18 protein-coding genes are annotated in these 13,570 nt (G+C 44.1%); 5 read left to right on the top strand and 13 right to left on the bottom strand.

The window, feature by feature from the left end:
• Nucleotides 1-11: 11 nt before the first annotated feature.
• The 3 genes from mleN to ansA all read right to left on the bottom strand — a co-directional run bounded on the left by mleN (nucleotide 12) and on the right by ansA (nucleotide 4,021).
• A complete protein-coding gene (mleN, locus tag CDO84_RS10790; protein WP_014664488.1) occupies nucleotides 12-1,418 on the bottom strand; it encodes a malate-H+/Na+-lactate antiporter MleN in 1,407 nt (468 codons plus the stop codon).
• Nucleotides 1,419-1,559: 141 nt separating this feature from the next.
• Nucleotides 1,560-2,987: an aspartate ammonia-lyase gene (gene aspA, locus CDO84_RS10795; protein WP_014664489.1), complete on the bottom strand. Its 1,428-nt coding sequence runs from the start codon at nucleotides 2,985-2,987 to the stop codon at nucleotides 1,560-1,562.
• Nucleotides 2,988-3,031: 44 nt separating this feature from the next.
• Nucleotides 3,032-4,021 carry an asparaginase gene (gene ansA, locus CDO84_RS10800; protein WP_040082724.1) on the bottom strand — a complete coding sequence of 330 codons (990 nt, stop codon included), beginning with the start codon at nucleotides 4,019-4,021 and terminating at the stop codon, nucleotides 3,032-3,034.
• Between the two features lie 181 nt (nucleotides 4,022-4,202).
• Here ansA and ansR point away from each other — a divergent pair, with 181 nt between their 5' ends.
• Nucleotides 4,203-4,553 (top strand): HTH-type transcriptional regulator AnsR, encoded by a 351-nt coding sequence (gene ansR, locus CDO84_RS10805; RefSeq protein WP_014664491.1) that lies wholly within the window; start codon nucleotides 4,203-4,205, stop codon nucleotides 4,551-4,553.
• Nucleotides 4,554-4,561: 8 nt separating this feature from the next.
• Here the strand turns inward: ansR and CDO84_RS10810 are convergent, their stop codons facing one another.
• Both CDO84_RS10810 and nudF read right to left on the bottom strand, forming a co-directional pair.
• Nucleotides 4,562-5,725 carry a TIGR00375 family protein gene (locus CDO84_RS10810; RefSeq protein ID WP_040082723.1) on the bottom strand — a complete coding sequence of 388 codons (1,164 nt, stop codon included), beginning with the start codon at nucleotides 5,723-5,725 and terminating at the stop codon, nucleotides 4,562-4,564.
• Entirely contained in the window at nucleotides 5,722-6,279 is a 558-nt protein-coding gene (nudF, locus tag CDO84_RS10815) for an ADP-ribose pyrophosphatase (protein WP_040082722.1), read from the bottom strand. The genes CDO84_RS10810 and nudF overlap by 4 nt, the downstream gene beginning before the upstream one ends.
• A 73-nt stretch (nucleotides 6,280-6,352) precedes the next feature.
• On the opposite strand from nudF, the gene mciZ reads away from it, so the two are divergent.
• Both mciZ and CDO84_RS10825 read left to right on the top strand, forming a co-directional pair.
• Complete coding sequence (gene mciZ / locus CDO84_RS10820; protein WP_040082720.1) at nucleotides 6,353-6,475, top strand: Z-ring formation inhibitor MciZ; 123 nt, start codon at nucleotides 6,353-6,355, stop codon at nucleotides 6,473-6,475.
• Between the two features lie 63 nt (nucleotides 6,476-6,538).
• The gene (locus CDO84_RS10825) at nucleotides 6,539-7,459 is read left to right on the top strand and encodes an aldo/keto reductase (RefSeq protein WP_040082719.1); all 921 of its coding nucleotides are present in this window, start codon (nucleotides 6,539-6,541) and stop codon (nucleotides 7,457-7,459) included.
• A 166-nt stretch (nucleotides 7,460-7,625) separates the two neighbouring features.
• Here the strand turns inward: CDO84_RS10825 and CDO84_RS10830 are convergent, their stop codons facing one another.
• Complete coding sequence (locus CDO84_RS10830) at nucleotides 7,626-7,850, bottom strand: YqkE family protein (protein ID WP_014664496.1); 225 nt, start codon at nucleotides 7,848-7,850, stop codon at nucleotides 7,626-7,628.
• Between the two features lie 161 nt (nucleotides 7,851-8,011).
• Between CDO84_RS10830 and CDO84_RS10835 the strand changes: the two genes are divergently transcribed.
• Nucleotides 8,012-8,929 carry an alpha/beta hydrolase gene (locus CDO84_RS10835; protein ID WP_040082717.1) on the top strand — a complete coding sequence of 306 codons (918 nt, stop codon included), beginning with the start codon at nucleotides 8,012-8,014 and terminating at the stop codon, nucleotides 8,927-8,929.
• Nucleotides 8,930-8,968: 39 nt separating this feature from the next.
• Here CDO84_RS10835 and CDO84_RS10840 read toward each other — a convergent pair whose 3' ends face one another.
• From CDO84_RS10840 to CDO84_RS10870, 7 genes are all read right to left on the bottom strand, one after another.
• Nucleotides 8,969-9,208, bottom strand: coding sequence for a YqkC family protein (locus CDO84_RS10840; RefSeq protein WP_014664498.1), 240 nt, complete (start codon nucleotides 9,206-9,208; stop codon nucleotides 8,969-8,971).
• Nucleotides 9,209-9,220: 12 nt separating this feature from the next.
• Entirely contained in the window at nucleotides 9,221-9,544 is a 324-nt protein-coding gene (locus CDO84_RS10845; RefSeq protein ID WP_014664499.1) for an iron-sulfur cluster biosynthesis family protein, read from the bottom strand.
• Nucleotides 9,541-10,572 carry a GNAT family N-acetyltransferase gene (locus tag CDO84_RS10850; protein ID WP_040082716.1) on the bottom strand — a complete coding sequence of 344 codons (1,032 nt, stop codon included), beginning with the start codon at nucleotides 10,570-10,572 and terminating at the stop codon, nucleotides 9,541-9,543. Before CDO84_RS10850 ends, CDO84_RS10845 begins: the two co-directional genes overlap by 4 nt.
• Nucleotides 10,565-10,909, bottom strand: coding sequence for an antibiotic biosynthesis monooxygenase family protein (locus CDO84_RS10855; RefSeq protein WP_040082715.1), 345 nt, complete (start codon nucleotides 10,907-10,909; stop codon nucleotides 10,565-10,567). Before CDO84_RS10855 ends, CDO84_RS10850 begins: the two co-directional genes overlap by 8 nt.
• Nucleotides 10,910-10,918: 9 nt before the next feature.
• Nucleotides 10,919-11,389, bottom strand: coding sequence for a GNAT family N-acetyltransferase (locus tag CDO84_RS10860; protein ID WP_040082714.1), 471 nt, complete (start codon nucleotides 11,387-11,389; stop codon nucleotides 10,919-10,921).
• 183 nt (nucleotides 11,390-11,572) lie between these two features.
• The gene (locus CDO84_RS10865) at nucleotides 11,573-11,911 is read right to left on the bottom strand and encodes a YolD-like family protein (RefSeq protein WP_040082712.1); all 339 of its coding nucleotides are present in this window, start codon (nucleotides 11,909-11,911) and stop codon (nucleotides 11,573-11,575) included.
• On the bottom strand, nucleotides 11,908-13,146 hold the full coding sequence (locus tag CDO84_RS10870) for a DNA polymerase IV (protein WP_080478242.1): 1,239 nt from the start codon (nucleotides 13,144-13,146) through the stop codon (nucleotides 11,908-11,910). Before CDO84_RS10870 ends, CDO84_RS10865 begins: the two co-directional genes overlap by 4 nt.
• Nucleotides 13,147-13,312: 166 nt before the next feature.
• Between CDO84_RS10870 and CDO84_RS10875 the strand changes: the two genes are divergently transcribed.
• Nucleotides 13,313-13,519: a YqzH family protein gene (locus CDO84_RS10875; protein WP_003226541.1), complete on the top strand. Its 207-nt coding sequence runs from the start codon at nucleotides 13,313-13,315 to the stop codon at nucleotides 13,517-13,519.
• Nucleotides 13,520-13,570: the final 51 nt, after the last annotated feature.

Here is a 13,570-nt window from a genome sequence, read left to right on the forward strand (position 1 = left end):
ATCCTCCCCTATTAGCCTAGTTTTTCAGCTTTAACTGTATTGTTTTTCGTATACCATATAAATTTTCCTGTATAACCATAGATAATGGCAAGACCTATTGCTACAAAACTGAGCCACATAAACGGCAGATATGAGAAGGTAGAAACTCCTAGTATTCCCGCCATGTAAATCCCGTTATCAGACCAAGGAACCATACCTGAAGTTAATGTACCCCCGACCTCTGAGTTACGGGATAACACCCTTCTATCGAGATTCAAACGATCATAGCTGTCTTCCATAATTTTCGGAGTCAAAATAAGAGATACATACATCGCACAGCCAAAGATGTTTGCTAAAAACGCTACGATCAGCGTAGATAAAGTCACATTGCCCGGTGATGTCAGCTTCTTTTCAAACATAGAAACGATCACTTTTAAGACGCCAAGCTTTTCTAGCAGTCCGCCAAAACCAAGTCCAAAGATAATCACGACAAGGGAACTGAGCATTCCGACAATTCCGCCGCGGTTTAATAGGCCATTCAAAAATTCAACATCTGTTTTAATGGAGAATCCGTTGTATGCGGTAGCGATAGCGTCCGCAGGATTCATGCCTTGGAAAGCAACAGCCCAGATTGCACCAAGTAACGCACCAATCACGATAACCGGCATTGATGGTTTTTTCATCGCCAATAAGACAATAACAACAACAGCCGGGATCAGCATCCAAATATGAATGTCAAACGTATTTTGCAAAGATGATTTCAAGAAGTCAACTTTATCAAGATCAATATTTTTCCCGCCGTACATAAAACCAGTAATTGTAAAGAGAATAGCTGTAATCACATATGCTGGCACAGATAAAAAGAGCATTGCTCTGACGTGGTCTAACACATCTACTTTAGATAGCGAAGAAGCAAGAACCGTGCTGTCAGACAGAGGAGACAGCTTGTCCCCGAAATAAGCGCCTGAAAGGATAGCACCAGCTACAAGAGGAAGCGGAATGCCTAACCCCTCTCCAATTGCGATCATGGCAATGCCGGCAGTTCCGACTGTTCCCCATGACGTACCTGTTGCGACAGACATAATTGAACAAATAATAAGCGTTGCAAGTAAAAAGATGCTAGGGTGAATAAATTCTAAACCATAGTAAATCAGTGTGGGCACAATTCCACCAGCGATCCATGTTCCAATAAGCGCTCCTACTGAAACAAGAATCAGAACGGCTTCAAGCCCATTTGATATTCCATGCAGGATCGCATTTTGCATATCTTTATAAGTATAACCGAGTCTGATTCCGAGAATCATTGCGATAAACCAGGAAATGAAAAGCGCGAGCTGTATCGGCAAGTCTAAAAAGACGGTAAACGACATGACAAGTGCTAAAAATGATCCTAGTACAATAATAATTTCAAATAGTGTTGGCAGTCTTACATCCTTCAAAAGAAGTCCCCCTTCATGTAAAAAGCTAAAACGCTTTCAATAAATAGTGCAACACGTATACTATACTTCCTCATCCCTATGTTGTAAACAGCTTATTCATCGGAATATCCCGAGATGAATAAGCTGTTTTTTGTTCAAATTTTATTTTTCTAATAGTTCTTTCCCAGCGATACCTGGTTTTGTCATTTCATATGGGTTTAAAATGATATCCAATTCTTCTTCTGTCAGCACATCATGCTGCAGGCAAAGATCGCGGACAGATTGCCCTGTCATAATTGCTTCCCGGGCAATTCTAGCTGCCGCTTCATACCCAAGATGCGGATTGACTGCAGTGATGACTCCCGCACTTTTTTCTACGTATTGCTTTAAGCGCTTTTCGTTGGCTTCGATGCCTTTTAAGCAATTATCAGTGAACGAGCGGAAGCCGTTGTTCATGATGCTGATAGATTGAAGCAAATTAAAGACAAGCACGGGCTCCATGACGTTTAATTCAAGCTGTCCTGCTTCTGAAGCAAGGCAGATTGTATTGTCGTTTCCAATAACCTGGAACGCAATTTGGTTGATCAGCTCCGCCATAACCGGATTGACTTTTCCCGGCATAATGGATGACCCCGGCTGACGTGCAGGCAGAGAAATTTCCGCAAGGCCCGCGCGCGGTCCTGACGCCATTAAGCGCAGGTCGTTTGCGATCTTCGACATGTTCATCATGCAGACTTTTAATGAAGCTGATACCTCTGTATACGCATCTGTATTTTGTGTTGCATCAACAAGATGATCAGCGCCGACGAGAGGAAGACCGCTGATATCAGCAAGGTGCTTTACTACCTGTTTAATATATTCGGGATCAGCGTTTAGCCCTGTACCAACAGCAGTTGCGCCCATGTTGACTTCATACAGGTGCTGGCGCGATTGTTTGATTCGTTTAATATCACGCTCCAGAACACGGCTGTACGCTTCGAATTCTTGCCCAAGACGAATTGGAACCGCATCTTGAAGGTGTGTCCGGCCCATTTTAATAACAGAATCAAACTCCTGTGCTTTTTGCTTAAACACACTATGCATATCTTCCATTGTTTTCAGCAGTTTTTCCAAGAGATTCAATGTGGAAATATGAATCGCAGTCGGGAACACATCGTTTGTAGACTGTGACATATTCACATGTGTGTTTGGGCTTAAATGGATATAATCTCCCTTTTTATGTCCCATGATTTCAAGAGCCCGGTTTCCGATAACCTCATTCGCATTCATGTTCATAGAAGTTCCGGCACCGCCCTGAATCGGATCGACGATAAACTGATCGTGCCACTTGCCTTCAAGAATCTCATCAGCGGCTTGTACGATAGCTTGGCCAATTCCTTCATACAGCCGTTTCACGTCCATGTTGGCAAGAGCCGCGGCTTTTTTTACTATCGCCAGTGCGTTAATCATTTCTTCATGGATTTTGTATCCCGTAATCGGGAAATTTTCAGAAGCACGGAGCGTCTGAATTCCGTAATAAACATCTGCCTCAATTTGTTTTTCCCCAAGGAAGTCTTTTTCCACGCGATATTCTTTTTGGCCGTTTAACATAATCTTTAACCTTCTTTCTCTTTGCTGGTTATCGTTTTTACATTTTACAGGACAACGTCATCAGCTATCGGCGTTTCCATAATTCTCTTGACGACAGGGAGATCCGAAGACTGACCTAGTGCCCACATCAATTTTGGCACAATGGCTTCTGTGTTCATATTTCTTGATCGGATAATTAAGTCTTGGTTGACTCTGCGGCCTACCTCGTAAATGCTCATGTCTTCGCCTTCTTCCAGACATTGAGTTGTAATGACGACGACAATGCCGCTTTCAATCAGCTCATTCACTTTTGACAAAATGTCTCTGCCTTCAAACGGCACCCCTCCGCTGCCATAACTCTCAATGACAATCCCTTTGTACATGCTTTTCAGGGCATCAAGCATTTCGGGCTTTAAGCCTGGATGCAGCTTCAGCAGACATACATCTGTGCAAAGTGAAGTGTCAACTGCAAAGGTGTCGTTCTCAGGTTCCGTTACTTGTTTGTTGTATTCGATCCCGTCTTCATTGATAAAAGCGATATATGGGTAATTGATGCTTTCAAATGCGTCATAGCTTTTCGTTCTTAATTTGATCGCACGCGTTCCTTGAATGACTCTGCCGTCAAATACAACATAAACCCCGCCTACGCCTTCACAGGCAAAGCGAATGGCATCTGTAATATTTTTTTTGGCGTCGGTTTTTTGGAACGTGATCGGAATCTGCGAGCCGGTGATGACGATTGGCTTTTTGGCATGCTGCAGCATATATGATAGTGCGGCAGATGTATAGGCCATTGTATCTGTACCGTGAGTAATAACAAACCCGTCATAGGCATCATAATTTTCCTTAACGGCTTCGGCTATTTCCACCCAGTATTCAGGCTGCATATTGGTGCTGTCTATATTCATAAGCGACTGAGTTTCCATCGTGTAATCGTTATCAAGTTTTGATACGTAACTTAGTAATTCATCAGCCTTGACCGCGGGAGCCAGCCCATTTTCCCCTTCAACTGAAGCAATCGTTCCCCCAGTTGTCAACATCAATAATTTTTTCATACCATGCACCTCTTCACTGTATCTAAAGATGGGTTGCGAGAAGGTATTCGCTTTTCGCATACTTTTAATGCAATTATAGACACGGAAAATAAAATACGCAAGACATTATTATTCAATTCGCGTACACTTCCTAATACCTATATGATATAATCAGCTCAAGGTGAAAAAGGAGCGGAAGTTCATGAATCTAGATCGTTTAACTGAATTGAGAAAAAAGAAAAATTGGTCACTTCAATATACAGCTGACCTTCTAGGCATCGCAAAAAGCACATATGCCGGCTACGAGTCAGGCTACCGACGGCCTTCTCTTGAGGCACTTGCCATGCTTGCTGACCTCTTTGACACAACCTGCGATGAACTTTTAGGCCGCGAGAAACAAAAGCAGACTGCTCCTCAGACCATTGAATTGGCCACGTGGAGCAGCCTTGACTTTACCATTTCTGTTGATGGCAAGCCGCTGAGTGAAGATGAAATCATCCAGCTGATTACCTTTATACGGACAAAAAGAAAAGTACAGGAGGAACTGAGTTAATCTTTAACTCACGGTTTAATTTTACCGTAGGTTCCTCCTCCTCCGGCTTTCAATTCCAGTTTTCCGGATCTCGCTTTTACGATAAGCGCCGCGGTTTTTGGCGGGACAACGTGAGCCAAATCTTCTTCTGCAGCCTCATGAAGAACAGCCATTTCTGTTCCGAAGGCTTTTTTTAGCTTGTCCAGCGTTTTCGGGCCTACACCCGGAACAAATTGCAGGGGGATCTGATGTACATATCGCGGACGCGGGACGCGAACTTGAGGCTGATCACTCAATTCACGCAATCTTTCGCTGACTCCCTTGGTAAATCTAACATTGCCGCAATTCGCGCACGATTTTTCCCCGCTCACGGCAGGTTCTCCGCACGCTTCGCAAGCCGTCTGATAATATTTCCCCAATAACGGGTCCAAGCCGTAATTTGCGATCATTTTCCTTTCATCTTGCCCTTTTAATGCAAGAGCAAACTCAGTAAAATCAGCTGATTGCACATATAGTTCATTATATTCTCTGCCGATTTTCCCCAACGAATGCGCATCAGAATTTGTTAAAAAAGGATACGGATTCAATTCAGATATGTGTGAAGCCATGTCTGTATCGCAGCTTAATCCAAGCTCCACCGCATCTATCATTGACGGATCAAAAACCTCAGTTAAGCTTGATTTAACCCCTTTTCCATATAAGCTTTTGTGCGGTGTAAAGATATGGGCGGGGATAAAAAGACCGCCCATTTCCTTGACTTTTTGTTGCAGGTTTAAGCCCGTTTCATATATCCGCTGTGAGCTTAAATGAATATTTTTCAGCCTGGCTGACAGCCAGTTTGAAAACTGCTTCATATCAGCCAGCTTCGGCATAAATACAAGCACATGGATCGGCCCGCTGCAGTCTTCATCATAAATCTCCAGCTCGCTCCCCAATAAAAGAGTCGTACTGCGATAACGGATTCCTCCCCCGTCAAGCTCGTGATATTTTCCAGATGATATGCCTTCCTCAAGCTCTAGAATGACTTCCGGAGAATGACAGTCAATAATACCGAGGAGTTCAATTCCTTTATGTTCACTGGCTTCAACCAAAATTCGGTCCAGCGTTAATGTTTTGGCGCCTGTTATTTTGACAGCTCTTCCTGTAAAGGTCCGGCCGATATGAATGTGCAAATCCGCGTAAATCTTTTTCATTTTTGTGCTTGGAGCGCTTCTTTCAGTTGAAGATATTGAATCGCATAGGCAGTTTTAGCATCGTATACTTCACGCGATTCAACCAGCTTTAGCGCATCTTCAAGCGTCACCTCCATCACTTCAACAAACTCGTCCTCATCAAGCTCCCGTTTTTCTTCAAGTACAGAAAGCTCCTCAGCAAGAAATACGTGAACGATTTCATCAGCAAAGCCGGGAGAGGTATAAAACGCAGTTATATTTGTCAGTTTTTTTGCTGTATAGCCGGTTTCCTCCTCAAGTTCCCGAAGTGCCGTATACTCCGGCTCCTCACCTTTTTCAAGCTTTCCGGCTGGAATTTCAACGATTGTCCGCTCAAGCGGCTTACGGAATTGTTTGACCAAGATAATGTTCCCTTCATCTGTGACGGCTAATACCGCTACTGCTCCAGGGTGTTTCACAATTTCACGTTTACTCGTTTTGCCGTTTGGCAGCTCTACATCCTCGACAAATAGATCAATAACTTTACCTGAAAAGATCTGTTCTTTGGCAATTGTTTTTTCTTCTAATGATTTCATTTCTTCATCTCCCGTTCTGTCTCTATATGATGCCCCATACATTTTATCATACTAGAGAAAAGGAGGCCTTTTCGTGAAAGTGTACCGCATGCCAAAAGGTGTTGTCTTAGTCGGAAAAGCGTGGGAAATTCGGGCAAAGTTAAAAGAGTATGGACGCACATTTCAATATGTAAAAGAATGGGTCTCAAAGCCGTAAAAGTTGAAACTTTGGCTCCTTTATATTACGGTCAATACAAAGCCTAAAAAAAGGAGTGTGCACATGAGAAAGCGCAAACTTGGTACATCTGATTTAGAAATAAGCGAAGTCGGACTCGGCTGTATGTCTCTTGGAACTGAAAAAAACAAAGCATTGTCCATTTTGGATGAAGCGATAGAGCTCGGCATCAACTATTTGGACACAGCGGATTTGTATGACCGGGGACGCAACGAAGAAATCGTCGGTGATGCGATCCAAAACAGACGCCAAGATATTATTCTGGCAACAAAAGCGGGAAACCGTTGGGATGACGGGAGCGAGGGCTGGTATTGGGACCCTTCAAAAGCTTACATAAAAGAAGCGGTAAAAAAGAGCCTTACACGGCTGAAAACTGATTATATCGACCTTTATCAGCTACACGGCGGCACGATAGAGGATAACATTGATGAAACGATCGAGGCGTTTGAGGAATTAAAACAAGAAGGTGTCATCCGCTACTATGGCATTTCTTCCATCCGCCCGAATGTGATAAAAGAATATGTAAAGAAATCAAACATCGTCAGCATCATGATGCAATTCAGCTTGTTTGACAGACGCCCTGAGGAATGGCTCCCGCTTTTAGAGGAGCATCAAATCAGCGTAGTCGCCAGAGGCCCTGTTGCCAAAGGGCTCTTAACCGAAAGACCCCTTGATCAAGCGGCAGACAGCATGAAACAAAACGGGTACTTGTCCTATTCATTTGAGGAACTGACAAATGCCCGCAAGGCAATGGAGGAAGTGGCTCCCGACCTTTCAATGACAGAAAAGTCGCTGCAGTATCTGTTAGCACAGCCAGCTGTCGTTTCAGTGATTACAGGCGCCAGTAAGGTTGAGCAGTTACGAGAAAACATTCAGGCAGCAAACGCTCGGCGTTTAACAGAAGAGGAAATCAAAGCGCTTCAATCTCATACGAAACAAGACGTTTATGAAGCCCACCGCTCTTAATAGAAAAATCAGCACCCTTAAGGGTGCTGATTTCATTTTGTTAACCGCGATTGAAAAACATGCAAGTTAGAAAAGACATGCATGGAAGCTGCCGACTCACAGGCTTGACAAGGTACACAAGTGTTTGTCGACACACCTGAAACCAGCCTCTGTATGGGTGGCCGATTTATTTATATCGATGCCAATCCATTTGGCTTTCATTTAGGAGTTGTTCAAAACTTTTATTTTTTTCGATCTCTTTTTTCTTTCTGATCTGTTCTGCTTTTTCTCTTTCCTGCCTCTTTTCATCCTCTTCCTTCAATTGGCTCTTCATCTCCATAAGCTTTGCTTTGATATCGGATTGAAGGCCGTCTTTTAGCTGGTGTTTATCAGCGGATTTTTGTTTTTTCATGCAGACTTCCCCCATGTATTGTTTTGAAGCCAGTTTATCACGGAGCATATAAGCTGAACAAGCAAACTCTCTTCTGATAACTTTCTCAGCGCAGCAGTGTTTAGGTATAATGATCTTACACACGAATGACCTATATATTTCGTTGAAAGGTGCTGTGACTTTTGAAGAAAATCCTTTTGGCCATTGGCGCTCTCTTAACTGCTGTCATCGCAATCGGAATTGTTTTTTCGAACATGATTCTATTCATCAAGAAAAAAACGGACGAAGACATTATCAAAAGAGAGAAAGACGACGGACATGATGTGTTCGAATCATTTGAACAAATGGAGAAAACTGCTTTTGAGATTCCATCCGCTTACGGGTATAACATAAAGGGATACCATGTCGCACCGCATGACACTCAAAACACCATCATCATCTGCCACGGAGTAACGATGAATGTGCTGAATTCTCTTAAGTATATGCATTTATTTCTTGATCTCGGCTGGAATGTACTTATTTATGATCACCGCCGGCATGGCCAAAGCGGCGGAAAGACGACCAGCTACGGGTTTTATGAAAAAGATGATCTCAATGAGGTTGTCAGCTGGCTCAAAAACAAAACAAATCATCGCGGATTGATCGGAATTCACGGTGAATCGATGGGAGCTGTGACCGCTCTGTTTTACGCTGGCGCACACTGTGAAGATGGCGCTGATTTTTATATTGCCGATTGTCCGTTCGCATGTTTTGATGAACAGCTTGCCTATCTGCTGAAAACGGAATACAGGCTCCCGTCTTGGCCCCTGCTCCCTATCGCCGACTTCTTTTTGAAGCTGAGGGGCGGCTATCGCGCTCGCGAAGTATCTCCGCTTGCTGTCATTGATCAAATCGAAAAGCCGGTCCTCTTTATTCACAGTCAGGATGATGATTACATTCCTGTTTCTTCAACCGAGCGGCTTTACGAAAAGAAAACCGGACCGAAAGCGCTGTATATCGCCGAGAACGGTGAACATGCCATGTCATACACCAAAAACCGGGACACGTACCGAAAAACGGTGCAGGAGTTTTTAGACAAAATGAAGGTCTCAACAGAATAAAAAAGCGAAAGGCCTCGTCGGCTCTTTCGCTTTTTTATTTCACAAAACGTCGGTAATATCATCCATATGTTCTCTGATCCATTCAATCGCAAGGTCTATCGTTGTAAACTCCTGCGTCTCGAAGGTCATTTCATCCTGCAATAGCCAAACATCTTTCTTGACGGATTCTGCTCCTCCAATTGACCAGTGAAGCAAGGTATAGGGATGGTTTTGATTCAGGAAGGATACCCACGTTTTATTTTGTGCTGTGTTCTTCATTGCTTTCAGCTTTTGTTCCACGTTTCGCGTCTCCTACTTTACTAATATGCTCATTCTGGGGCTGAGCATTTCAGCCGGGCTTTTCAGCGCCAATGTTTTGGCTTTTTCATTGTAATCGATCGTCATTTGATCGTCAAAAAACACTTTTTGCGACGATTGGATATACAGCGGAATGCCGTTCGTTTCCAGCTGCTCGCACTGTCCCGTTAATTCTTCTGTCAGCCAGATTGTCGGTACACCGCTTACCGCGCAGCCGCATCCTTCTGCATCATAACGAAGCTGGGCTTTTTTTCCCGGGTTGGCGTCGAACGCCTGCTGCAGTGCCTGTTTCGCTGCATCTGTCACATGTATGTTCATAAGGTGAAACCCCCGTTTTCATCATTTTCGCTATTGTAGCATACAACACTGCCATTCGCATGGTTTCTGCCTTTTTTCCACCGCTTCGCATTTTCTTCTGCAGCCTTGACCCATTCATCTTTCCCTTGCATGTATTGTTTGATGCTATCGGAATGCTGGGCCGCCAGCCGTTTTTTGAGAACGGCGTATTCTTTCGCTATGCTCGGATGAGCTCTGAGATAATCTCTGAATAACAGATGCCTTTCAATAGCAGGGTTTCCCTGTTCGTACAGATGGAGATGATGGGTTCGTTTATTTCCGCCCTTTTGAAAATAACGCCTGCCTGCTATGCCGTTCTCACCTTTTGGCATATAGCCGACAGCCTTCATTTGTTCATCAAATTGGCTCACGGCCTCAATGCTTCTGACTTCAATTAGCATATCAATGATTGGCTTCGCTGCCATGTTCGGTATCGATGTGCTTCCGATATGATGAACGGCGATCATCTCCGGCCCGAACACCCGCTTCAGCCGTTCTTTTTCTTCATCGAAACCTTTCGTCCATTTTTCGTTGTAGGGAACGACCTCAACTTTTCTTTTCGGATACAAATGAAAGACCGACAGCAATAGACCCTGCGCTGCTTTGACGGTTTCTGCTTTTTGGAATCCCGCCTGTGTATAGAGTGACACGGCCGGGATATTTTTCTCGGCTGTGACTACTTCGATTTTCTCAGCGTCTTCGTTCTGATCAATGACAAATTGCAGAAGTGCTCGTCCAATTCCTTTTCTAAAACCGTCAGGATGCACAACAAGCCTGCAAATGGTGAGATAATGCATGTTTTTCTCATATGAAATGACACCGATCAGCTTGCCGTTTTTCCGGTATCCTGCAAACCGTTCATGAGATGCTTGAATATCCTTCACCTTCTCTTGTAAAGCGGGAATGCCGTCAAAACCGATAATCTCTGTTTCCTTTATGTAAGATGGGATCTGTACGGCTATAATCTCACGGGCTATTGTGTCTTCCTTATGCTGAAGAAATTCAATCATTCGTGTTCTCCTGAAACAGCCGCTGTCTTTCGACTTTTGCGACGCGGACTGCATACGACTCGTACCAAACACTTTTTCCTTTTTCTTTTGCCGCTTGATGTTCAGTGTGATACTTCCAAAGGGTAATTGCGTCCATACTGTCCCAATAGGAAACTGTGATGCCCCTTCCATCCGCTTCACGAACGCTGTCCACGCCTAAAAATCCAGGCTGATCCGCCGCAAGCGATACCATCCGCTCTGCCGTTTCTCCATATCCTGTGTCAGTTTCGCTTTTGACAGAAGAAAAAATGACGGCATAGTAAGGAGGCTCAGGTGTTTTTGATAAAAAATCCATCATATTTCCCCCTCATATGTTTTTGACAAACAGTACCCTGTCTTGGCCAGGGCCATCATAGTTTGCAAACACTGAGATGCCATTTACCGTCTTGGTGCCCTTTTCAATATCAAACCCCAATTTTGTGTGATATGCGATTGATACTTTATTCACTGGTGAAGTGACGCACTTCACCCGGGTGCATCCTCTTTGTTTTACTGTTTCAATAAATACATCGTATAATTGTTTTCCAATTTGCATTTTTCTGAAATCTGGATGCACACCGGAAAAATGAATGTACGCCGTTTCAGGATCCGATTGCGATTGAAATCCGATTAAAAATCCGGTCATGCTGTTATGTTCAGATGTAATAAAGCTTGTGTCCTGAAAATGCTCAAAAAATAGTCTCGGCAATTTTTCTTTCAGCTGTCTGCCGCCCCACCATTCATTCATTACAGACGTTACCATTTCATAATCTGAAGACGTGATTGTTCGAATATCCATTACGATTTGATCTCCCTCCGTCTGGCAAAACGAATGTCAGCTCTTTTTCTCACAATATAAAAATTATATTTTGCCTGGCTGGAATTGTAAATGCCTTCTTTCCTGTATCATACGTTTCCAGACTGCCGAGGGAACAATATTTGATCATTTTACACATTTCTCCCCCAAGCAGGAGGAGAGACTTTACAGCACAATATCAAGCACTTGATCAAGTTTCAGCTTATAAAGCTGGTCCTCATTTCCTTTTATCCATACTGCTTTTTCAAACTCTTCATACCGGCAGATTTTCCCGGTGCAGCGGACAATTTCACCGTCCTGAAAGCAGCTGACAGTGATATCCTGAGCAAACTCCATCGCGGTGCAAAGCGTTTGATTCATCTCTTCCAGCTTATCGGGATCAAGGGTCGGCTTTTGCAGCTTCTGTTTATGCCGCTTTCTCTCCAGCAGGCTTTGCTTATGTTCCGGCAGAAACATCCTGCTTCCTTCCCACAGCAGGTTGCCCCTTTTTAAATGGTCGTTCATTTATAGTGCCCCCCTATTTTAGCCGCACGTTCAAATGCTTGGCCTGCCGCTGTCAATGACGCCGCCCTGATGATTGCTGTATCGCCGAATCGATTTTTAATGCCGTCCATCACATAGCCTAGGCTCATTTTCTTTGCATAATCCTGAAATAAATTGAGCTGCCATATGTCATCAGATGAGAGCTGAGACAGATTGACACCGAGGCGGCGGACAGGTTTCCCGTCCCAAAATGTAAGAAACAGCCGGCATACAGCCTCATATACATCTTGCGTAGAATTAGTCGGTTCCGCCAGCTTCACTTGCCGATTGAAGCCCGTCGGCCAATCAAAATCAGCACCCCGGCAGCTCACTGACACCGTCTGCCCCATTACCCCGGCGTTTCGGCTTCGCCTGCACACTTCTTCACTCAGCTCCAGCAATACGACCTTGATTTCTTTGTCAAAGTGTTCGTAGTCTCTCGGGAGAGTCATTCCATGGCCGATCGCCTTTTGCCCGTCTAGAGATGAAGTTGATACAGGGGAATAATCAATTCCGTTTGCCGTCATCCACAGCACGTGGCCGTTAATGCCCCATTTCTTTTTTAAAAGATCGAGCGGAAAAGCCGCGAGCCCGCCGATCGTACTGATGCCCATTCGATTTAAATGATGCTTCATGCGGCTCCCGACGCCAAACATGCTGCCCACCGGGAGCGGCCACATTTCGGTTTTTATATTTTCTTTCGTTAAGGTAAAAATACCGTTCTTATTCTTTTTGGCAAAATTGTCACACGCAATTTTGGCCAGCGCTTTGTTAGGGCCGATTCCAACCCGCGCATAAACGCCGATCTCCCGCATGATTCTGCCCTGAATGCTTTTCGCGATCTCCATCGGCGTCCCAAACAACTTCTGGCTGCCTGTAATGTCCATGAACTGTTCATCGATGGAATAAGGCTCCACAAGGTCTGTATACTCCTCTAGAATAGCCGTAATTTGCAGTGATACATCAATATACCGCTGCATACGCGGCCGGAGCACAACAGCCTCAGGACACTTTTCCTGTGCCTCCCACAGCCGTGAAGCATTCACCACACCCTTTTGTTTCGCCAGCGGGCAGGCAGCCAGTACAACTCCGCCCCTTTTTTCAGGATCCCCCGAAACAATGACGGGCTTATTTTTCAAATGTGGATTTTCCGCTTTCTCTACAGATGCATAAAACGATTGCATGTCAACGAGAAAAATCACTTTTTCTTTCATCATACACACCTCTAAAAAGAACTTATGTTCGTTTTTCTATTATATGCGAAAGTATGTTCGTTTTATACTGGTAAATGATTCTTGTCTGACAGAAAATATGATCCAAGGGTTTGAGAGAAGAAAAACATTTAGTAGAATAAAAGCGAAGCATAAGGATAGGAGAGTCATAATGGAGAAATTTGTTGAAAAAATGATGGGACAGGCACTGCGTCAATACGGCAGAAACGTTGCTATAGATCCGTTAAGCCCGTATGAAAAACAAAGCCTGAAAGCAGCTCTAGAAGAGAGACGGAATGAAGAACCAGATGAGGATTTGCATGCGCATATAGAAGATATCATTTATGACTATGTCACAAACCAGGGCCTGTTCTCTTAAACGTATGACTGCCAGTGCTTTCAGCCGCTGATGCGGCTTCCCTTTGATAAC

Origin of the sequence: Bacillus sp. MD-5 (assembly GCF_002201875.1) — a bacterium.
In the GTDB taxonomy this organism is placed as follows: Bacteria; Bacillota; Bacilli; order Bacillales; family Bacillaceae; genus Bacillus; species Bacillus stercoris.